The following is a 21,857-nucleotide window of genomic DNA, read 5'->3' on the forward strand; positions in this document are numbered from 1 at the left end:
GCGCCCGCCGGCGCACAGCCGCGGCGCCCCTCGGCGCACAGCCGCCGCGCCCGCCGGCGCACAGCCGCGGCGCCCTTCGGCGCACAGCCGCGGCGCCCCCCCGGCGCACCACCGCCGTGCCCCCCAGCGCAAAGCCGCCGAGCCCACGCCGCACCGCGCGGGATGCCCGAGCACCATCGGCCAACCGAACGAACCGGTTGGCTTCTATTACCTGCCGTCCAGGCCTGCCTGCCCCTCGCGTCTAGCGCACCCATTGAGACCAGCCGCTCCGCCGGCCGGTCTTTCTTTATGCCCGCGTCGCCAGCGACTAGCCGTCTCCTCCCAGCCCGCTTTTTTTCGCGGGCGACGCGATTTTCCGCGCGCTGGACACCTCGAAAAACGCGCAGCGGCGCGCCCCGGCGAAAAAGGTGAAGTCGCCGAAAAAATCCCGTTGAGCCCGGCGCCGCATGCGTTTTATCCTTATGCTGAAGCGGTAAACGGAAAAAAGCGAAGTCGCCGGCGAAGAGAGGAACGTTCGCCGCCCACGCGGATTTCCGTTCGGCCGGCGGTAGAATTACGGCGGCGAATGGTGTAAAATGGACATTTCACGGGGATTCCGCCGGCATGGCAGATAATCTGACATAACGTCGCCGATGCCGGCAGGATCCGCGTCCGTACGGACGATCTCGTTTTCTTCCTGGCAGAATGAATGCCGGCGCGCGGCCGGAAAGGCGGAGGGGATCCCATGAACAGCAGCTGGTTTCGCAAATTGCTCTTATCTTATCTTCCCGTGTTCGTCGTGGTCGTGACGATCCTATTTGTCGCCTTCTTCCAGTCGCTGAGCGAGCAGAACCGGAAGGAGGCGCTGAAGGCCAACGCGTTTCTGGCGGAGCAGGCCGTGCGCTACGCGGATAATTCCTTGAAAGCGCTTGATTACCAGGTGCTGCGGGACACGCTCTCTTCGGCGGACCTGAAGCGGTTCTTCCGCACGAACGGCGACGACGTGTTCGGCAGCATCCAAGCGACCAAGAAAATCGACGACTGGAAGCTGAATTACGGCATCATCGATTCCGTCTATTTCATCCGGGCGAAGGACCGGTTCGTGCTGGGAGACGGAGCGGGGCAGGGGGCGGATTTCCCGGACGCGCCGTTCATCGGGCCGTACCTCGAAGGACGCGCGGTCACCGCCAAGTGGTCGGGGAAGCGCGCGTTCCGGCCGTACGCGGCCAGCACGCCGGCGGACGTCATCTCGCTCGTGCAGGGCTATCCGCTGTTCGCCACCGAGAAGCAGGGCTACGTCGTCGTCAACGTCAGCCTGTCGAAGCTGAAGCAGACGATCGCGCCGATGTACAATCCCGGGCAGACGTTCATCCGCATTAGCGACCGGAACGGCGGCGTCCTGATGGACGACCTCCCCTCCGGGCAGCGGACGCGAAGCGTGCTGTCGCGCTACGTCTCGCCGTACACCGGCTGGGTATTCGAGAGCGGTCCGGCGAGCGCGGGACTGTCCAAGTTCGCGCTCGACTTTTACAGTGTCTGGATGGTGGCCGCCATCGCCGTCGTGCTGCTGGGCGTCGTCTGGGTCGTGCACGTCACGCGCCGCAATTACCGCCCGATCAGCCAGCTGGTGTCGCTCATTCGGGCGAGCGCGCTGCTGAAGCACGATATCGGCCCCGGCCGCAACGAGTTCGGCTTCATTCGCGGCGCGCTCGAGCACTTGATGGAAGAGACGACGCAGACGCGGCAGAAGGACAAGGAAACGATCATTTTAAGGAAGAAGCACCGGTTCCAGGAGGCGGTCGAAGGGATGGGGCCGATCCGCGAATCGGAATGGCAGACGGACCTGCTCGCCTTCCATATCAACCCCGCGGGGGCGCTGGCGTTCATGCTGGAGCTGGAGATCGACCGGTACGCGCGGTTCGCCGAGCGCTATGGGCTGCAGGATCAGTCGATGCTGAAATTCGTCGTCTCGAGCGTCGCGCAGGAGATCGCCGGCCTGGAAGGCGCCTCGGCTTGGGCCGAATGGGTGTCCGACCGGCGGCTGTCCGCGATCGTCTGGGTGCCCGACGGCGAGGACGGGGAGGCGCGGAGCGCCGTTATCGGCGAACAGATCGTGGAATGGGTGCGCGCGAACCTGTCGTTCACCGTCACGGCGGCGGTGCACGGCATGGCGGCGAACCTCGAGGAGATCCGCCGGTCGCACGCCATCGCGCGCAATCTGCTTCATTATAAAGCGGTGCTCGGCACGGGGCGGCTGCTCGTCTCGGCGGACGCGGACGGAACGGACTACCGCGCGCACGATTATTTCGGCACGATCCACGCGCTGACGCAGGCGATCCGGCTGGCCGACGGCGCGTGGCGGAAGCGGCTGGACGAGCTGTTCGGCCAAATCGCGGACGCCGTCTCCTCGCGCAAGGAGATCGAAAGCTTCATGCAATTCCTGCATCAGCAGCTGAACCGCGCGTTCCTCGAGCTGTCCAAGGATTACCGGAACGTCTGGAAGGAAGCCGACGGCGAGCTGCTGGAGCTGCTCGGCGACTGGGAGACGCTGGCCGAGCTGAAGCAGGGCTGCGCGCTGATCTTCGAAGCGGCCGCCGGCCGGCTGCAGGCGCTGAAGCATTCGCAGCGAACCCGGAACGTCATCGCCGACATCCGGGCGTACATCGAAGCGGATTATTCGAATCCGGACCTGTCCCTCGAGTACTTGAGCGACAAATTCGCCATTCATGCCAAGAACATCAGCAAGCTGTTCAAGGAGGAATGCGGCTGCAATTTCGTCGATTTCCTGATCGGCCTGCGGATGGACAAGGCGAAGCAGCTGCTCCTCTCGACGGGCGATTCGCTGCAGGAGATCAGCGCGCAGGTCGGCTACTTCAACTACAATTCCTTCAACCGGGCGTTTAAGAACGTGGCCGGCTTCTCGCCGAGCGATTACCGTAAGCAGCAGGCAGCCCGCTAGGACGACGCAACCTTGGAACCGCCGAGTCCGGCGCTTTCAAGGTTTTTTTGGTTGCTCGGGGCGAATATTGCGCAGCGTAGAAAAACGCGAAGTCCCCGCCCCCGCGGTTCCGCCGTGCGCCGCCGCCGGCCGCCGCGCGCCGAGCACCCCCGCGGTTCCGCAGCCACCGGCCCGCCGTGCGCCGCCGCCCTCGGCCCGCCTCACGCCGCACCGCGCAGGCCCGCCTCGCGCCGCACCGCGCCACGCCCCGCGTACGCCGCCCGGCGAAAATTGCGTGCTCCGCGAATCATACGCATTGCCGGTTCGCGGCGCGGCGGGCTAGAATCGGGCTATCGATCGGGACCGGTCCGGCGCTTGATGCGCGCCGAAGCCCGGATCGCCGGGCGTGCACGATTTTGAAGCGAAGGAGAGCTGCGGATGGCGCAAGGCTGGATCAAAGTGAAGCGAAGCTGGGAGCTGTATCTCCTGGTGCTGCTTCCGGTACTCTACCTGATTATTTTTCAATACATCCCCATGTTCGGGGTGGTCATCGCCTTCAAGGACTTCAACGTGATCAAAGGGATTCTCGGCAGCCCGTGGGTCGGCTTCAAGCATTTCCACGAGCTGTTCCGCTCCCCGAACTTCCCGCTGCTGATCAAGAATACGCTGCTGATCAGCCTGTACTCGCTGCTGGCGGGCTTTCCGATTCCGATTCTGCTGGCGCTGGCGCTGAACGAAATCCGGACGGGCTTCTTCAAACGGTCCGTGCAGATGATCACGTACGCCCCCCACTTCGTCTCGACCGTCGTCATGGTGTCGATCATCATCCTGATGCTGTCGCCGCATGTGGGCGTCGTGGACCGGGTGCTGACGTTCTTCGGCTGGTCGTCGACGAACTTCATGGGCGAGCCCAGGCTGTTCAAATCCATCTACGTCTGGTCCGGCGTCTGGCAGGAGATGGGGTACGCGTCGATCATCTACATCGCGGCGCTGGCCGGCGTCGATCCGTCGCTGTACGAGGCGGCCCGCATGGACGGGGCGTCCCGGTTCAAGAAAATCATCCACATCGACCTGCCGTCGCTCGTGCCGATCGCGGTCACGATGCTGATCCTCAGCCTGGGCAGCGTCATGGCGGTCGGCTTCGAGAAGATCTACCTGATGCAGAACCCGCTCAACCTGAGCACGTCGGAGGTCATCTCCACCTATGTCTACAAGGTCGGCCTGCTGGGCGCGAACTTCAGCTTCTCCTCCGCGGTCGGACTCTTCAATTCCGTCATCAATCTAGCGCTGCTCGTCGCGGTCAACGCCGTCGCCCGCCGCGTGTCGGACAACAGCCTATGGTAGGAAGGGGGCCGACCATGCCGGCCAACGTCAAGATTCGGGAGCCGTTCGGCGACCGCCTGCTGCTGGGCGCGATTTACGCGCTGCTCGGCGCGATCACGCTGACCGTGCTCTACCCGCTGCTCTACATCCTCAGCTCCTCGCTCAGCTCGCCGAACGCGGTCGTGTCCGGGCGGGTGTGGCTGCTGCCGGTGGAATTCTCGCTGCGCGCGTACAAGTCGATCTTCCAGAGCTCGCAGCTGATGCTCGGCTACTACAACAGCATCGTGTACACCGTCGTCGGCACGTTCATCAACGTCGCCTTCACCGTGCTGATGGCGTTCCCGCTGTCGCAGCGGACGATGGCGGGACGCAAATACGTCATGATCCTGATGATGATCACGCTGTTCTTCAGCGGGGGACTGATCCCGACGTACCTGCTCGTCAAGAACCTGCACATGCTGGACACCCGCTGGGCGCTCTGGCTGCCGGGGGCGTTCTCCGTCTTCCAGGTCATCATCGCGCGCACCTTCTTCATGGCGTCGATTCCGCAGGAGCTCCAAGAGGCCTCCCAGATCGACGGCTGCCGGGATACCCGCTACCTGTGGAGCATCGTGCTGCCGCTGTCGAAGCCGATCCTCGCCGTCATGACGCTGATGTACGCGGTCGGCCATTGGAACGCCTACTTCGACGCGCTCATCTACCTGCGGTCGGAGCATCTGTTTCCGCTGCAGTACGTGCTGCGCAACATGCTCATCCTGAACGCGGCCGATCCCGAAATGCTGGCCAACACGGCGCAGCAGCTGCGCGACAAGGGCTTCGAACAGGTGCTGAAGTACGCGCTCATCGTCGTCGCCTGCGTGCCGGTGCTGATTCTGTATCCGTTCGTGCAGAAGCATTTCGTCAAAGGCGTCATGATCGGCTCCTTGAAGGGCTGACGGCGGCGGGAGCGGCGGACGGTTCGACGATTACGCACGGAGGTGAGGCGCGGCAGAAGACGGCGAGACGGGCAAGGACGGCATTGGAGGCGGAGGCAAGGGGGAGATCGTCCCGGATACGCGGGGCGAACCATCATTTTCGTACGATCCAAGGAGGAGAGCACAGGTTGAAAAAGTCCATGTGGGTATCGCTGATGGTAGTGGTGATCATGAGCCTCGCGCTGGCGGGCTGCGGCGGGGGCGGTTCGGAGAATGCCGGCGATGCGTCCGGCACGGCGGCGCCGGAAGGAACGGCGGCGAAGCCGGTGACGATCGGATTCTTCGCGCCGCAGGGGAAGGCGCCGCTCGAGGATAACGACTACACCAAGTACATAGAGCAGAAATTCAACGTCGCCATTAAGTGGGATCTCGCGCCGACCGACGCGCTCGTCGACCGGCGTCAGCTGCTGCTCGCGAGCGGGGACTATCCGGAAGTGTTTCTGGAAGGCAAATTCACCAACGCGGACCTGTTGACGTACGGCAAGCAGGGCGTGCTCATTCCGCTGAACGACCTCATCGACAAGTACGCGCCGAACCTCAAGGCGATGATGGACAAGAAGCCGTACCTGAAGGAAGCGATGACGGCGCCGGACGGCAATATCTACGGCATTCCGCGCTTCAACGAATGCTACCACTGCACCTTCTCGCAGAAGTTCTGGATCAACAAGGAATGGCTCGACAAGCTCGGCCTCTCCGTGCCGACGACGACGGACGAGCTGTACACCGTGCTTAAAGCGTTCAAGACGAAGGATCCGAACGGCAACGGCAAGGCGGACGAGATTCCGCTGACCGGCGCGCCGAACAAGTACGTCTGGAACGGCAATATCGATGCCTACCTGATGAACGCGTTTATCTATAACGACAACGACAAATATCTGACCGTCGCGGACGGAAAGGTCGACTTCACCGCGAACAAGCCGCAGTGGAAGGAAGGCCTCGCGTTCATGCACAAGCTGTACGCCGAAGGCTTGATCGACAAGGCGTCGTTCACGCAGAACGACCAGGCGATCGGGCAGCTCGGCAACCGCGAGGGCGACGAGGTCGTCGGCTCCATCACGACGGCGCTGCTCAGCTACCTGGTGAACACGTACGACGACACGATCACGCGCCATAAGCATTGGGTCATCGTCCCGCCGCTGAAAGGGCCGGAGGGCGTCCAGCTCACGGGCATGTCGCAGGGCTTCGGCGAATTCGCGATGGCGATCACGAACAAGGCGAGCGAGGCGCAGCAGATCGCGGCGATCCAAATCGCGGACTACGCCTTCAGCGAGGAGGGCGCGCTGCTCAGCGAATACGGCGTCAAGGAGGGCATCGGCTGGAAGAAGGCAGAGGCGGACGAGAAGAACATCGACGGCAAGCCGGCCAAGTATAGCTTCTCCAACCTGCAGCCGGTCGACCCGAACGTCGTGCGCAACGACAGCTGGACGCTGCTCGGGCCGAAGGACCTGTCGAAGGATTTCCGCGACCTGTTCGCGACGGCGCAGGACCCGCTGACCTCCGCCGGCTACGAGAAGCGTCTCGCCGACGCGACCAAGGCGTACGCGCCTTACGCGCCGAAGGCGTTCTATCCGTCCAGCACGTTCATCCGTCCCGAGGACACGGACACGATGGCGCAGCTGTCGACGTCGATCAAGGACTACGTGCAGTCCAACATGGCGCAGTTCATCATCGGGGACAAGAGTCTGGACAAGGATTGGGACGCGTACGTGAAGGGCTTCGACGGCCTGAACCTCGCGCAGTACGTGCAGATCTACCAGTCGGCCCTGGAGAAGAAGTAAACCTTCCGCAATTCGCGAGCGGGCGAAGGAAGCCGGCGCCCCGCCGTCGAATTGTTCCATGCCAAGCGATCGTAATCGCGACCAAATTCGAAAGGCGGGCTTCAGGATGACAACGGAAACGAATCCGCGCGTCGTGCCGACGGCGAAGCAACTGGCGTTTCAAGATTGGGAATTCGGGCTATTCTTGCATTTCGGGCTGCGCACGTTCTATGAGGGGTACGCGGATTTCGACGAGCGGCCGATGACGCCGGAAGCGTTTAATCCGGTCCGGCTGGACTGCGAGCAGTGGATCCGCGCGGCCAAGGTAGCGGGGATGACGTACGCGGTGCTGACGGCGAAGCATCACGACGGGTTCTCCAACTGGCCGTCCAAGTACAGCCGGTTCACGGTCGCGGCTTCGCCGTGGAAGGACGGCCGCGGCGACGTCGTGCGCGAATATGTCGATGCCTGCCGAAAGCACGGTCTGAAGGCGGGGCTGTACTATTCGCCGTTCGACGGGTCGGCCGACTTCTACACGCAGGATGCCAAGGCCTACGACGATTACTTCGTCAACCAGATCACGGAGCTGCTCTCCGGGTACGGGGACATTGACATCCTGTGGTTCGACGGCTGCGGCTCCGAGGACCATACGTACGATTGGAACCGGATCATCGGCACGATCCGCGGGCTGCAGCCGGACATTCTGATCTTCAACATGGGCGATCCGGATTTCCGCTGGATCGGCAACGAGGACGGCATCGCCCCGGTGCCGTGCTGGAACGTCGCGGATTCCGCGGATTTCTCGATCTACACGGAGGAGAAGGAGCGGTTCGGCGAGCGGCTGTGGCTGCCGGCGGAATGCGACGTGCAGATGCGCGCGAACGGCAAGAGCTGGTTCTACAGCGACGAAGACGAGCATCTCGTCAAGAGCGTCGACGAGCTGATGGGGCTCTACTACTTGTCCGTAGGGCGCGGCGCGAATCTGCTGCTCAACATCGGCCCGAACCGCGAAGGGCTGCTGCCGGCCAAGGATACGGCGCATCTCGCGCGGTTCGGCGAGGAGATCCGCCGCCGCTTCGGCTCGCCGCTCGCGACGCTCGCGGACTTCGCGCGGCAGGGCCGGCAGTGGCGGTACGTCGCGGCTGAGTCGAGGCTGATCGATCACATCGTCCTGCAGGAGGACCTGACGGACGGCGAGCGGGCGCTGGCATTTACGGTGTCGATCGTGTCCGCCAAGTCGCGCCGGACGGTCGCGGTCTACGAAGGCCGCAACATCGGGCATAAGGCGATCGTCCGCATCCCGGCGGTCAAGGCCGCCGGCGTTATCGTGGAGGTGACGTCGAGCGACGGAGAGCCGTCGCTGCGCGGGCTCTCGATCCATTACGCCGGCGACCCGTCGCTGCCGTTCTAGAGCTGCGGGCAATCGGGCAATCGGCAACCGGGCAAGAAAGGGGGCTGTCCCAAAAGTAAGTTTGGGAACAGCTTCAACCCGTAAAAACCGCAAAGACCCAAGATGAGCAGGGCTAATTCTGCAGCATCTTGGGTCTTTTTGAATCGACCGCTGCCATTTTCAGCAGATTGTGAGCGATCGAAAGCCACCCGATCTCCAAGCTTACTTCCTCACTGGAGAGCCTTTCCCGTATCGCCTTCTTCTGTGCCATGTACCGCAGGCTAACGCTGATTTCACGATCGCCTGCTGCTTTCGTACACTTCGCTTTCAGTGGACAATCCGTGCAACCCTCGCAGCGATAATGCCGCTTTTCCATCTCAAAGCCGCTTTCGCTCTTCTCTTTGCTCGCATACCGAAATAACAGCTTTCTTCCCTCAGCACACGTCCAACTGTCGCTTTCCTCGTCATAGTGCTGGCCGTTTCGCATAAAGTTTTAGACTGAACAACTTGATTTAACGGGGATTGTGAGGTTCAAAAATAGTTAGCTTTCAAAAATAAAGTATTCGACTGGCACAAAAAATCAAACAGCGGCTGACCAAGACTGAAAAATAAAGTCTTAGACTGCCGCTGTTGTCTGTCATTCAACGTGCCCCGTTAGGAGTTCAACCTGCGGGCGTGAGTCTAATACTTTTATTCACAGTCTACATCTTTATTTTCAGAGTCTACAACTATTTTTCCAGTCTAAAACTTTATTTTCTCAAGACAGCAGGGCATCCTTTCGCAGCTTCCACTCGCTTGTTTCAGCGGCTTTTCTTTGGGCTTCCTTTCCAGCTTGAGTTCCAGCTGCTTGACCGCTTCTTCCAGCTTCTCGCTGCTTACGCCGCCTTCTTCGCCAAGCTCCAGCAGGTCCTTGCCGATCTGCTCCCGATCCTCCTGTTTCTCCGCTTCCTCGATGAAGGCAAAGAGCGCCTTCACGTTCTCTTCCAATAAAATTGCAGGACCGCGGTGAAAATCTTCTCCAGCACTTCTTTCATGCGCTCAGAACGAAAGCGGTTGATCGTACGGAAGTCTGGCCGCTGGCGACCTGCGATCCACATGAATATGATATTTTCGCGAACAGATTTGGCGATTTGCCGAGAAGAGTAGATGCGCTGGGCGTAGGCGTAGATGATGACCTTGGTGAGCATTTTAGGGTGATAACTGCCTCGCGAGCTGCGGGCATAGCTGCGCCGCATGCTCGCGCCACATGCTCGCGCCGCATGCTCGCGCACTGGATGCGCGCTTACGCGTCCGGCGTGCTTTCGTCCACGATCCGGTGCCCGTGCGTGTACACGTTCATGTCCTGCCCGCGGATGAAGCCCGCGCAGGTGATGCCGAGGTCGTCGGCGAGCTTCAGGGCGAGGTCCGTCGGCGCGGACTTCGAGAGCAGGAAGCCGACGCCGATCTTTGCGGCCTTCAGCACGACCTCGGACGAGATCCGGCCGCTGAAGGCGATAACCTTGTCCGCGACGGGCATCCGGGCCTGCAAGGCATAGCCGAACAGCTTGTCGAGCGCGTTATGCCGGCCGATGTCGGTGCGCGCGGCGAGCAGCGCCGTCGCCGTGCAGAGCGCGGCGTTGTGCACGCCCCCGGTCAGCCGGAAGTCGGCGGACTCGAGCTGCAGCAGCCGCATGAGCGCCGTACACTGGCCGGGCGTCAGCGTCATCCGCGTCATCGACGTCCGCGCCGTCCGGGCGTCGCTGCGAAAATAAAACTGCCGGCTCTTCCCGCAGCACGAGCCGATGAACCGCTTCGCGTAGTCGTCCTTGCCCGCCGACTGCGGGCGGTACAGCGACGCGTACGCGTAGCCGCGCGCCTCGTCGATCCGCAGCTCTTTCACGTCCGCCGCCTCGAGGATGACGCCCTCGGACGCGAGGAAGCCGATCGCGAGCTCCTCCAGATCCGTCGGCGAGCAGACGATCGTGGCGAATTCTTCGCCGTCCACCTCCAGCGTCAGCGGGTACTCCGAGGCGATGTCGTCCTCCCGCAGAGTGGCGGCGCCGTCCGCGTACTTGCGGATCGGCCAGGTCGTTACGATACGGGGCCGCATGCGGTCTCCTCCTCTCCCGGCGCCGGGCATCCCCCGGCGTCCGTGCCGCGTCGTGCCGCGCGGGCGCGGCGCCGCCCGTCAGGTCGACGCATGGCGCTCCTCTTCCTCGTCCGCTTCATGGTCCAGTTCCGCGATGCGTTTCTCCACATAGCGCGTATCCTTCAGCGCATGGTACGTGTCCGCGCGCTCCAGGACGACCGCCGCGTTGTACTCCGGAATGCCGGCATGGGGTTCGTACACCTTCTTCGGGATGAGCGCATTGCATTCCGGCCAGAACAGCTCGAGGTTGCCCGGCGCGACGGAGGCGAATTTCGCCCGGCCGTGGAACGTGCCGTATGCATTGTAGAGCACGACGGCGTCGCCTTCCTTGACGTCGTGCTTCGCGCCGTCGTTCGGGTGCATGAGCACGTCGTACCGGCCGGCCGCGTTGAACGCATCCTTGCTGCCGTATATCATCGAGTTGAACTGCTTGCCCCGGCGCGAGGTGACGTAAAAATGCCCCTCCGGCTTGCGCAGCTCCGGCAGCTCGATCGGCAGCAGCTGGCCGCGGCCGTCCCGGGTCGGGCAGACGCCGCCTTCGCACAGCCACGCGCCGCCCCATTGGAAGACGTCGCCGCGGTTCTTGAGGAATTGGATGCCGTCGTAGTTCGGCGCGGCGAGCGCGATTTCCGCGCGCAGCGCGTGGGCGCTCTCGAACGTGACCGCCTTGGCGCGCTCCGGGTATACGCGGGATGCCAGATCGCCGTAGATGGCCCATTCCGCGCGCGCTTCCCCGATGCGGGGACCGGGGATCTCCGGCGAGTAATACACCATCCGTTCCGTGGAGGTGGACGTGCCGCCGCCCGGCTGCTCGTAACGGGTCATGGCCGGGAGGACGACGACCGCCTCCCGCGCGTCGGCGAGCGTCGACGTGTTCAGGACGATGTCCTGGTGCACGCGGATGTCGACCGCTTCGAGGCATGCGCGGACGAATTCCGGGTCCGGCATCGTCTCGAGGAAGTTGCCGCCGGAGGTGTAGAACACCTTCAGCTTCCGCTCGTGGTCGTCCGGCAGCATCGCGTTCTCCAGCGTGACGCCGACGATGTCTCCCTGCCAGCGCGGCAGCGGGAAGCCCCAGACGCCCTCGATGCGCGGGATGTCCGCCCCCTTGAATTCGCCGCCGGGCAGGCTGAACGGATCGGCGCCCATCTCGCTGGAGCCCTGCACGCCGCTGTGGCCGCGGATCGGCATCAGGCCGCAGTGCTCGCGGCCGAGGAAGCCGCGCAGCAGCGCCAGGTTGGCGACCTGCGAGATGTTGTCCGTGCCGAAGCGGTGCTGCGTCAGCCCCATGCTCCAGACGAAGACGCCGGACTTCGCGGCCGCCAGCAGCTCGGCGAAGTCGGTCATCCGCGCGCGGGTCAGGCCGGAGGAGCGCTCCAGCTGCGCCCAGTCCTGGCGCTGCACGTGCGCGCGGAGCGCCTCGTAGCCGTTCGCATGCGCGCGCACGAACGCATGGTCGACCGCGGAGCCGGGCTTCGCCGCCTCCATGTCGAACCAATGCTTCATGACGCCGTGCATGAAGGCGATGTCCCCGCCGATGTTGACCTGGTAGAAGTCGTCGGCGAGCTTCGTTCCGAACAGCGCCGACTCGGCGATGGACGGCACCCAATAGCCGTCCATCGCCGGCTCGCGGTACGGGTTGATCACGATGATCCGCGTGCCCTTGCGCTTGGCGGCATACATGTATTTGGTCGAGACGGGCTGGTTGTTCGCCGCGACGCTGCCCCAGAAGACGAGCACGTCCGTGCCGATCCAGTCCTTGTAATTGCAGCTCGAGGCGCCGATGCCGACCGACCGCTTCAGCGCGGTCTTGGACGGCGAGTGGCAGATGCGCGACGCGTTGTCGATGTTGTTCGTGCCGAGGAAGCGGGCGGCCTTGGCCGCCGCGTAATACGATTCGTTCGTGATGCCGCGCGCCGTCAGGTAGAAGGCGAGCTGCTTCGGATCGATCGCGCGGATGCGCGCCGCGACCAGATCGAGCGCCTCGTCCCAGGACAGGCGGCTGAATCGCCGCTCGCCCTTGCGCCGGATGAGCGGGTAGGGCAGGCGGCCGAGCTTGCGCAGCGCGGCGCTGTCGAGCTTGCGCAGCTCGCCGATGTCCGCGTGCAGCACGTCCGGCTTGATGGCCGGCATCGTGTTCAGCCGCAGCAGGTTGAGGCGCGTCGTGCACACATGCGGCCCCGCCAGCGTCCGGTCATGCAGGCCGGACACGCCGAGCGCGCAGCCGTCGCAGACGCCCTGCGTCAGGATGCGGTACGCATACGGGAGATTGTCGCGGTTCTCCGCCACGACCTTCAGCGTGTCGCGGATATGGCGGGGCTTTACCTTGCCGAGCCCGAACGGCATTTTGCTGACCCACAGCTTGGGATCCGGGCGGCCGGGCAGCTTGACCGGTCCCGTATGCTTCGTTTTCCCCATCGTACACGTCTCCTCTCCGCGTCGGCGGCACGGCTGGCAGGGACTAAAAAAACCGCGCCGGACCGATTCCCCTCCAAGCCCGTAATAGACCGGAAGAAAAGCGTCCCGAACGCGGTTAGTCTCTCGCAGGTTCGCTGCCAAGCGCCAACGCGTGCCGTTATGGCCGGCTTGCGCCGAACTTGCGCTCGATGTCCTGATCGAACACGAAGATCGACATGCCGAAATCTTTATCGATATCGATATCCACGTACAGCTCCAAGAAGCGGGCGCCGAGCAGCGCTTCCATCTCGACCGGCGGGTGGCTGCGATAGATGTCCTTCACCCGCTGCGTGCGCGCTTCGCGCAGCATCTGCTTGCCGTCGCTGGCCGTCGCGATGAACTTCTCCACGGGGGAGAGGTTGCCTTCCATCTCGCAAATCGCCCAATGCTTGCAGAACGTCGTCGTGATGCGGCCGGGGCCCTTGCCCATGTGGCGCTTGCGGTAGGCTTTGACCAGATTGCTGAATTCCGCTTCCGCCTTGTTCATCGCCATGCACCTCGTTTGCCCGCAGAGCCGGTGACAGGAGCGCTGTTCCGTGCCGTGCGGCGTTTCTTCAACGCGTCGCTTCCTTGCTCGCTTCATGCTAGCTTCATCTTAGCAAGAAAGCGCAATCATGGCAATGCAATCGGCGGAGGGCTAGAAGGCCGCCGCGAAGAGCGAGACGCAGAGCGGGAGCAGCGACAGGAGGAGCAGGAGGGCAAGCGCGGCGCCGATCCGCTTGCGCCGGCTGCCGGTACTCGCCAGCGTGAGGTCGGCGAAGCAGAAGAGCGCCGCGCACAAGGCGCCGAGCCAGCCGCTGCTCAAGGTGCCGAACAGCAGCGGCAGCGCCCAGAAGCCGCAGAAGGCGTGCAGCAGCAGCGATAGCGGAGCGTGGAGGCGGCGATGAAGCAGCCGGAAGAGCGCCAGCTCGATCAGCATGGAGCAGGCAACCCCGTAGACGAAGTTGAACGGCGCGGCGTAGAGCAGCAGCACGAAGCAGCCGAACAGCCAGGATGTCAGCGCGGCCCCCCAGGACGCGCTGCCGGATGCGAAGCCGAATAACGCGGGGAGGCAGACGGCGGAGATCGCCGTCGCGATCGCGGCGGCTGCCAGCTTGCGGCCCAGCCAGGGCAGCAGATGCCGGGAGAGCGGGACGGCCGGTCCGGCCATGGCGATCACTCCTTCGGGAAGGTTTGATACCAGCATACTGAAGTCCGCCGAACGCGTAGAGTTCTAATTTTCATGGTACCCCGGGCGGCGTACGCCTGGGCCGGGGTGACGGTCCGCGGCCCGGCATGCGTTCCGCGCCGATTTGTGGTACCATTTTTTCAGAAATAGCACTTTCGTAGGGGGATTTCCGTTCATGATCGCATTAGCTTATGCCCTGCTCAGCATGCTGGCGCGCAAGTCCTGCTCGGGGTACGAGCTCACGAAGCTGCTGCAGGTCTTCTGGCAGGCGCAGCACAGCCAGATATATCCGCTGCTCGCGAAGCTGGAGAAGGAGGGACTGGTCACCTTCGAGCTGATCGGCCAGACCGGCAAGCCGGACAAGAAGCTCTACAGCATCACGGACGCCGGCATCGAGCGTCTGCGTGCCTGGATCAAGGAGCAGCCGCCCTCCGACATTCTCGAGCGCGACGAATTCCTCATTAAGATCTACGCGATCGGCCTCATGGACCCGGAGACGGGCCGCCAGCTGTTCTTGGAGCGCCGCGAAGCGCTGCTCGCCCGGATGGCGCGCATGCGGGAGGGCATGCGGGACATGGAGGCGGACGAGGACCCGCCCGTCGCCGACATCGCGTCCAAGCAGTTCGGCCGCTATCTGCTCTACGAGCGGCGGATGCGCCTGCTGCAGGAAGAGGTGGACTGGATCGAATGGGCGCTGCCTTTATTCAGGCCGTCGTCCGCGCAGCCGCGGCGGGAAGATTGACGCCGCGCTTGCGGCGCGAGTACCCCGCATTCCCCAGGTTCTGGAAATTTATGTATTGTGTTTCCGCCGCGAATCCGGCAAACTGTTGTCAGGCTTGACGCAAGCGACCAACAGGCGGAAGTGGGGTTCGAGAGAAGAGATGAGAGAGATGAAGCAGGAACGCAGATGGGTTTATTATGCCGGGCTGGCCGTCGTCGCCGCGATCTGGGGCGCGAACTTCGGGGTTTCGCGGAAGGGGATGGAGACGTTCGATCCGGTGCTGTTCGCGTTCCTGCGCTTCTCGCTCGCGCTGCCGTTCTTCTTCCTGCTGCTGAAGGTGCGGGAGGGCAGCGTCGGACTGCCCGCGAAGGAGCTGCTCCGCCTCGCGGTGCTCGGCTTGTTCGGCGTGTCGGGGCTCGAGATCGCGGTCATGTATTCCATTAAGTATACGACGCTCGCGAACGCGTCGCTCTTGAACGTCGCGCCGTGGCCGATCTTCGCCGCGCTGTTCGGGCCGCTGTTCCTGCGGGAGCGGATCACGCCGCGTCTCGTCACCGGCGGGATCGCCGCCATGGTCGGCGTATGCTTCATCATTCTCGGCGGCGGGGAAGGCTTCGATCTCTCGTCCGGGCACATGATCGGCAACCTGCTCGCCTTGGCCGTCAGCGTGGTGGGCGCGCTGTTCAACCTGGCCTGCATGCCGCTCATGCAGCGCTACTCCGCGCTGCGCGTCAGCACGTGGTTCACGGCGTTCGGCGTGCTGTTCATGTTCCCGTTCACCCTGCCGTCCTGGGGCAAGGTCGAATGGACCGCGCTTGGCGGCAGCGAGTACACCGCGATTTTGTTCAACGTATTCGTCTGCACCGTGTTCGGTTTCGTCGTGTGGAACGCCGGCATGTTCAAGATCGGCGCCGCGCGGGCGAATTTCTTCCGCTACGTCGTGCCGGCTTCCGCGGTCGGGGCCGGATATCTGTTTTTCGACGAAGCGTTCACCGGCTGGCAGCTGGCCGGCACGGTCTTCATGGCGGCCGCCCTGCTCTGGATCAGCATCGAGCGCCGCGAGCCGGCACCGATCGGCGCCTGATCGGGAGTTTCGAGCGTGCTATAAAATTGGACGACCCCCGCTTCGTAACGAAGCGGGGGTCTTGTATGTGCAAGCAGAGCCTAGCGCCGGGTCATTCCCGCAGCGCTGCCCCGATATGGTAAGCGTAACCGCCATGTCTTCCTACTTTCATAAACATGCACGAAAGCGACGATAGCCCGACCTCTCGATCGTCCTTGCGGTTCCTAGACCGCGCCAGTGGTGAATCCGTGTTCCTTCAAGCAGCCGTGTTAAAAGGAAATAAACTGCGGTGATTCGTGGAGGGTAAATCACATCAATTCGAGGAAAAACCAGAGGTTACACTTAATACAATTCAACATTATACGCGCAAAACTGTAATCCGTCAAGTTACAGCTCGCCGGCGCGTATGACAAACATGCCGCGAAACGGATGACACTTGTCATGCGAAACGCATTACGTTCGTGCGTACCGTCAGACCGGCGCCGGCGGTAGAATGAAATCATCAAGAAGGCGGGAGTGAACGAGATGAAACCAGCGATTCAGTTAACCGGAGTGAGCAAGATCTATAAGGACAAAAAAGCGGTCGACAACTTGACGCTGTCGGTCGCGGAAGGCACGGTCGTCGCGCTGCTCGGCCCGAACGGCGCCGGCAAGACGACGACGGTGTCGATGATCCTCGGCCTGCACAAGCCGACGAAGGGCACGGTCAAGCTGCTCGGCGGCAATCCCGGCGACGCCGGCGTCCGCGACCGGATCGGCGCGATGCTGCAGGATGTCAGCGTCATCGACGGGCTGAAGGTGGGCGAGAGCATCAACCTCTTCCGCAGCTACTATACGAAGCCGCTGCCGCTCGACTACCTGCTGAAGGTCTCGAATCTCGAAGCCGAGAAGGATAAACTCGCATCCGCGCTGTCCGGCGGCCAGCAGCGCCGCCTCGGATTCGCCCTCGCCCTCGCAGGCGACCCCGACGTCATCTTCCTCGACGAGCCGACGGTCGGCATGGACGTGACGTCCCGCCAGCTGTTCTGGGACACGGTCCGCGCCATGGCCGGCAAAGGCCGGACGATCGTACTGACGACGCACTACCTCGACGAGGCGGACAGCATCGCCGACCGCATCGTCGTCATCAACAACGGCCGGATCATCGCCGACGGCACGCCGGGCGAGATCAAGTCGGAGACGACGGGCCGGGTCGTCTCGTTCGTGGCCGGCCCTTCGATCACGACGGATGCGCTGCACCGGCTGCCGGGCGTCACGGACGTCGAATGGAGCGGACGGAAGGTCAAGGTGTTCAGCCGCGATACCGACGCGCTGATCCGGGCGCTCGTCGAATCCCGGTTCGACATGCGCGACATCGAAATTCACAGCGGCGGACTGGACGACGCGTTCCAGGCGCTCGTGGAGCAGGCCAACTAAAGCCTGCCCAGACATGGCCGAGCTTCAGGCATTCAGTACGCACGAACAACGAAATCGCATAGCCCACCCTCATTTAGGAGATGAATACGAATGAATCAAACAATGCTTCGGGCGGTGGTCGCCCAGTGCAAGGCGGAACTGCTGCGGACGGTCCGCAACAAACGGTTCGTCATTTTCTCGGTCATCATGCCGGTTGCCTTCTACTTCCTCTTCTCGAGCACTATCGGCAACCAGAACATCGACGGCACGGATTTCAACTCGTACTACCTGATGTCCATGACCTGCTACGGCATCATCGGCGCGAGCTTCTCGACCTTCAGCATGCGGCTCGCCCGCGAGCGCTCCCAGGGCTGGATCCGGATGCTGAAGATTACGCCGCTTCCTTCGTGGGCGTACATCGTCTCCAAGGTCAGCGCGCAGGCGCTCATCAACCTGTGCATCATCATTATGATGTTCCTCATCGGCGGCTTCGGCAAGCAGCTCGACCTGCCGGCGGCGACCTGGCTCTCCTGCGGCCTCTGGATCTGGATCGGCGGCATGTCGTTCATGGCGCTCGGCACGCTCTTCGGCTCGATGCGCAACCCCGACGCGGTGCAGGTCGTCAGCATGATCGTCTACATGGGCATGTCCGTGCTCGGCGGCCTGTGGATGCCCATCACGACGATGTCGAAGACGATGCAGAACATCGCCCAGGCGCTGCCGACTTACCGGCTCGGCCAGGGCGCGTGGAACATGCTCGCCGGCGGCACGGTCGATTGGGCCGGCATCGGAATTTTGGCTGCATACGTGGTCGTCTTCATGGTACTATCTTCTTATATCATGAGAAAGCAGGAAGCGGTGTAACCCATGTTCAATTTCGCCAGGCGGCCCGCATCGGGACCGCCTCTCGTCTTTACGCTGGTCTGGCTCGTCTATCTGGTATTCCCGCTCACGTCGCTGTTCCAGCTGCCCACGGTGCAGATGATCGAAGGCCTCGCCCTTGTTCTCGTCTTCGTCGTGCTGTACATCGGAGGCTACTTCCTGGGACGCTGGCGGATTCTCTGCGTGTTCGGCCTCCTCGCGATCACGATGCTGTTCTGCCTGAAGTTCGACGCGACCGGCATCTACCTGGCGTTCTACGCGTCGCCGCTCGTCGGGCAGCTGCAGAAGCGCTGGGAGCTGATCGCGGGCTATGTAATGATGCTGGCGCTGTTCGGGTTCAATATCGTCTATTGGCAGGTGTATCGCGATTCGGACATGATGGTGCAGCTCTTCCCGGCCATGGCCGTCATGCTGCTCATGCCGATCGGCTTCAAGCTGGGGCAGCGGTCCAAGGAGCTGCGCAAGAAGCTGAACCTCGCCAACGAAGAGATCGCGCGGCTGTCGAAGAACGAAGAGCGGCAGCGCATCTCCCGCGACCTGCACGATACGCTCGGCCATACGCTGTCGCTCATTACGCTCAAGAGCGAGCTGGCGGAGAAGCTGATCGCGAAGAACCCCGAGCGCGCCGCGCAGGAAGTGAAGGACATTCAGATGACGTCGCGTGCCGCCTTGAAGCAGGTGCGGGAATTAGTATCGGGCATGAATGCGGTGACGATTCGCCAAGAGGTCGACCATGCCAAACAAATTCTCGCCGCGGCGGGCATCCTGCTCGAGAAGCGTGGCGAGCTGGCGGAGACAGTGTCGGGCGGCGGCGGGACGGTCTCGCCGGCGGAAGAAGCCGCCTTCGCGGGCGGGGCTTCGCGCTCCGTCGCCGCTGCGCGAGAGGACGAGGCCGAGGGCTTAAGTCCGTCGCCGCTCATCGACAACATCCTCGGCATGTGCCTGCGCGAGTCGGTCACGAACGTCGTGAAGCACAGCCGGGCCGGCGTCTGCACTGTCGACCTGCGGCGGGAGCCGGGGGTGTTGCGGCTGACCGTCGAGGACGACGGCGTCGGCCTGCCGGACACGGGCAAGGACGGGACGGCGGCGGGCTGCAACGGCATGAAGGGCATGAGCGACCGGCTGAAGCTGATCGAAGGCGTGCTCTCGGCCGAGCGGGGGGCCGCGGACCGCGGGACGCGGCTCGTCTTCACGGTGCCGCTCGTGGACAAAGCAAGGGAGGGCGCATAGGCCATGAAAGTCATCGTAGCGGAAGATCAGGGCATGCTGCGCGGCGCGCTCAGCGCGCTGCTCGATCTGGAGGACGACATCGAGGTCGTGGCCCAGGCGGAGGACGGCCGGCAGGCGCTGGAGCAGATCGAGCGGCTCCTGCCGGATATTTGCGTCATGGACATCGAGATGCCGCATATGAGCGGGCTCGACGTCGCGGAGAAGCTGAAGGAGCGGGGCCATGCGTGCAAAGTCGTCATTTTGACGACCTTTTCGCGTTCGGGCTACTTCCAGCGGGCGATGAAGGCCGGGGTTCGCGGCTTCCTGCTCAAGGATTCGCCGATCGACGAGCTGGGCGCGGCGCTGCGGACGGTGCATAAGGGCGGCCGCGCGGTCAGCCCGGAGCTCGCCCTGTCGTTCTTCGAGAGCGAGAATCCGCTCTCGGAGCGCGAGCGCGAGGTGCTGCGGCTCGCCTCGGAGGGGCTGTCCGCGGGCGATATCGCCGGCCGGCTCTACTTGTCGGCGGGGACGGTTCGCAATTATTTGTCCGAGGCGATTCAGAAGCTGGAGGCGAAGAACCGGATCGACGCCATCGGCATCGCGGAGAAGAACGGCTGGCTGTAACGGCGCGGGCTCGGCTTGGAGAGTGAGAGTGCTCGGCAGAGCCGCAGCGCGGTATCGTCCGCCGGCACATAAGGGAAAGAACGTCGGGAGGGAATAAGGGATTGCCCCGGGCGGCTGCGACTAGGCCGTTCGGGGCATTTTCGCGTCCGCGGGATTCAAAATATTGTAAATCGCGGCCGCGCATGTGGTAAGCTAGGGACGAAATGAGAGCTTCATAGCGTTGGTTGAGAGATTTCCTGGCGAACCTGCGGGAGGGTGCGGAAGCGGATGCGGAAACAAATGCGGAAACAGTCGAAGACACGGGAACAGATACAAGCGCGGCAATCGAAATCAATACGGACGCCCTTGCGGATCCGAATGCGGAACGCGGGGCTGGCGCTGGTCGTGATCGTCGCGATGCTGGCGGGACAGCTCGGCTGGCCGGCCCGGCCGGCGGCCGCCGCGGCGGCGGGCGCGCCGAGCGTCTGGGCGAAGGCGGAGATCGACGCGGCGATCGCGAGCGGGCTTATTCCGTACGGCCTGACGAACAGCTACCAGCTGGCGCTCACGCGGCAGGAATTTGGCGAGATGGCGGTGCAGCTGTACGAGGTGCTGACCGATCAGGAGGCGCCGGCGCCGGGCGCCAATCCGTTCAAGGACACGAGCAGCCCCGGCGTGCTGCGGGCGTACGCGCTCGGCATCGTGAAAGGGACGGGCGCGCATACCTTCTCGCCGAAGGCGACGATTACGCGCGAGCAAATCGCGCTCATGCTCTACAATACGCTTGCCAAGGCGGGCTTCCGCGACGAGCTGGCGGCGAGCGCGGCCGGGTCAGCCCCCGTCTTCGCGGACGCGAAGCAGTTGGCCGGCTGGTCGCGCGAGGCCGTCGGCCTGCTGGCGGCGAGCGGCGTCATGAAGGGCGACGGCGCGGGCGCGAATCCGCGCTTCCTGCCGAAGCAGACGACGACCCGGGAGCAGTCCATCGTGCTCGTGTACCGGATATTCGAGCGGTTCGGCTCGTACTTCGTCCGGAGCGAGGCCGACCTGCTGGGCGCGCCGCTGCAGGCGAAGCCGGTCGTCATCAAGGACGAGCGCGCGGCCATCGTCGACAACAAGGCGCGCGAGATTCTCGCCGAGATCATCCGGCCCGGCATGTCGGAATACGAGCGGGAGCTCGCGATTCACGATTATATTTTGCTGCATGCGGCTTACGATTACGACAATTACCGCAACGGTACGGTGCCGGCCGATTCCTACACGATGTACGGCCTGCTCGTTGACGGCGTCGCCGTTTGCCAAGGCTACGCGTACACGGCCCAGCTGCTGCTGCGCATGGCGGGCATCGAGGCCTACTACGTGCGGGGCACGGCCGGGGGCGGCGCGCATGCGTGGAACAAGGTCAAGATCGACGGCAGCTACTACAATCTGGACGTCACGTGGGACGATCCCGTGCCGGACCTGGAAGGCCGGGTGGCGTACGGCTACTTCAACGTCACCGACGCGGAGCTTCGCCGCGACCACGTATGGACGGACAAGCTGCCGAAGGCGACCGCGCAGACGTACAATTATTACGTCTACAACGGGCTGGTCGTGAATACGCCGGCCGAGTTCGAGGCGCGCGTCGACGCCGCGATCGAGGCGGGCGAGGAGACGCTCACGCTGAAGCGGACGTACGCCGACCCGAACGGCGAAGATTTCTGGAACGATATGATCACAAAGCACGGCAATGTCCGGTCGTACGCCTACACGCTGGACGGCAGCGGCGCGGTGATGTTCCGCTTCACGTACGTTTGATCGGGCCTCGGGCTTTTTTGATCGGAAGCGGCCTCAGGTGATACACTAGTCGCAAACGGCTTTTTGCATTGGAGTG

The 21,857-nt window shown here is 63.4% G+C and carries 19 protein-coding genes; 12 read left to right on the forward strand and 7 right to left on the reverse strand.

Annotation, left to right across the window (positions count from 1 at the left end):
* The first annotated feature begins 724 nt into the window (after positions 1-724).
* From ACFPB1_RS17560 to ACFPB1_RS17580, 5 genes are all read left to right on the forward strand, one after another.
* Positions 725-2,938 (forward strand): helix-turn-helix domain-containing protein, encoded by a 2,214-nt coding sequence (locus ACFPB1_RS17560; protein ID WP_379227411.1) that lies wholly within the window; start codon positions 725-727, stop codon positions 2,936-2,938.
* Between the two features lie 417 nt (positions 2,939-3,355).
* Positions 3,356-4,261, forward strand: coding sequence for an ABC transporter permease (locus ACFPB1_RS17565; protein WP_379227412.1), 906 nt, complete (start codon positions 3,356-3,358; stop codon positions 4,259-4,261).
* A gap of 14 nt (positions 4,262-4,275) precedes the next feature.
* On the forward strand, positions 4,276-5,175 hold the full coding sequence (locus ACFPB1_RS17570) for a carbohydrate ABC transporter permease (RefSeq protein WP_379227413.1): 900 nt from the start codon (positions 4,276-4,278) through the stop codon (positions 5,173-5,175).
* 167 nt (positions 5,176-5,342) lie between these two features.
* Complete coding sequence (locus tag ACFPB1_RS17575; RefSeq protein ID WP_379227414.1) at positions 5,343-6,992, forward strand: ABC transporter substrate-binding protein; 1,650 nt, start codon at positions 5,343-5,345, stop codon at positions 6,990-6,992.
* A gap of 106 nt (positions 6,993-7,098) precedes the next feature.
* Positions 7,099-8,382 (forward strand): alpha-L-fucosidase, encoded by a 1,284-nt coding sequence (locus tag ACFPB1_RS17580; protein ID WP_379227415.1) that lies wholly within the window; start codon positions 7,099-7,101, stop codon positions 8,380-8,382.
* 112 nt (positions 8,383-8,494) lie between these two features.
* On the opposite strand, the gene ACFPB1_RS17585 is transcribed toward ACFPB1_RS17580, so the two are convergent.
* The 7 genes from ACFPB1_RS17585 to ACFPB1_RS17615 all read right to left on the reverse strand — a co-directional run bounded on the left by ACFPB1_RS17585 (position 8,495) and on the right by ACFPB1_RS17615 (position 14,132).
* Entirely contained in the window at positions 8,495-8,848 is a 354-nt protein-coding gene (locus tag ACFPB1_RS17585) for a transposase (RefSeq protein WP_379227416.1), read from the reverse strand.
* Positions 8,849-9,102: 254 nt separating this feature from the next.
* On the reverse strand, positions 9,103-9,336 hold the full coding sequence (locus tag ACFPB1_RS17590; protein WP_379227417.1) for a hypothetical protein: 234 nt from the start codon (positions 9,334-9,336) through the stop codon (positions 9,103-9,105).
* Positions 9,333-9,596 (reverse strand): transposase, encoded by a 264-nt coding sequence (locus ACFPB1_RS17595; protein ID WP_379227418.1) that lies wholly within the window; start codon positions 9,594-9,596, stop codon positions 9,333-9,335. Before ACFPB1_RS17595 ends, ACFPB1_RS17590 begins: the two co-directional genes overlap by 4 nt.
* A gap of 47 nt (positions 9,597-9,643) precedes the next feature.
* On the reverse strand, positions 9,644-10,450 hold the full coding sequence (fdhD, locus tag ACFPB1_RS17600; protein ID WP_379227419.1) for a formate dehydrogenase accessory sulfurtransferase FdhD: 807 nt from the start codon (positions 10,448-10,450) through the stop codon (positions 9,644-9,646).
* A 78-nt stretch (positions 10,451-10,528) separates the two neighbouring features.
* Entirely contained in the window at positions 10,529-12,907 is a 2,379-nt protein-coding gene (locus ACFPB1_RS17605; protein WP_379227420.1) for an FdhF/YdeP family oxidoreductase, read from the reverse strand.
* A 157-nt stretch (positions 12,908-13,064) separates the two neighbouring features.
* Entirely contained in the window at positions 13,065-13,433 is a 369-nt protein-coding gene (locus ACFPB1_RS17610; protein ID WP_379227421.1) for a DUF2294 domain-containing protein, read from the reverse strand.
* Between the two features lie 150 nt (positions 13,434-13,583).
* Positions 13,584-14,132, reverse strand: a complete 549-nt coding sequence (locus tag ACFPB1_RS17615) for a hypothetical protein (protein ID WP_379227422.1) — start codon at positions 14,130-14,132, stop codon at positions 13,584-13,586.
* Between the two features lie 157 nt (positions 14,133-14,289).
* Between ACFPB1_RS17615 and ACFPB1_RS17620 the strand changes: the two genes are divergently transcribed.
* From ACFPB1_RS17620 to ACFPB1_RS17650, 7 genes are all read left to right on the forward strand, one after another.
* Complete coding sequence (locus tag ACFPB1_RS17620; protein ID WP_379227423.1) at positions 14,290-14,856, forward strand: PadR family transcriptional regulator; 567 nt, start codon at positions 14,290-14,292, stop codon at positions 14,854-14,856.
* A 148-nt stretch (positions 14,857-15,004) separates the two neighbouring features.
* The gene (locus ACFPB1_RS17625) at positions 15,005-15,919 is read left to right on the forward strand and encodes a DMT family transporter (protein WP_379227424.1); all 915 of its coding nucleotides are present in this window, start codon (positions 15,005-15,007) and stop codon (positions 15,917-15,919) included.
* A 504-nt stretch (positions 15,920-16,423) separates the two neighbouring features.
* On the forward strand, positions 16,424-17,314 hold the full coding sequence (locus ACFPB1_RS17630; protein WP_379227425.1) for an ABC transporter ATP-binding protein: 891 nt from the start codon (positions 16,424-16,426) through the stop codon (positions 17,312-17,314).
* 90 nt (positions 17,315-17,404) lie between these two features.
* A complete protein-coding gene (locus ACFPB1_RS17635) occupies positions 17,405-18,157 on the forward strand; it encodes an ABC transporter permease (RefSeq protein WP_379227426.1) in 753 nt (250 codons plus the stop codon).
* Between the two features lie 3 nt (positions 18,158-18,160).
* Entirely contained in the window at positions 18,161-19,405 is a 1,245-nt protein-coding gene (locus ACFPB1_RS17640) for a sensor histidine kinase (protein ID WP_379227427.1), read from the forward strand.
* A gap of 3 nt (positions 19,406-19,408) precedes the next feature.
* Positions 19,409-20,008, forward strand: coding sequence for a response regulator transcription factor (locus ACFPB1_RS17645; protein ID WP_379227428.1), 600 nt, complete (start codon positions 19,409-19,411; stop codon positions 20,006-20,008).
* Positions 20,009-20,365: 357 nt separating this feature from the next.
* Complete coding sequence (locus ACFPB1_RS17650; RefSeq protein WP_379227429.1) at positions 20,366-21,781, forward strand: S-layer homology domain-containing protein; 1,416 nt, start codon at positions 20,366-20,368, stop codon at positions 21,779-21,781.
* Positions 21,782-21,857: the final 76 nt, after the last annotated feature.

This window comes from Paenibacillus sp. GCM10023250 (genome assembly GCF_042653205.1).
GTDB lineage: Bacteria > Bacillota > Bacilli > Paenibacillales > Paenibacillaceae > Paenibacillus_Z.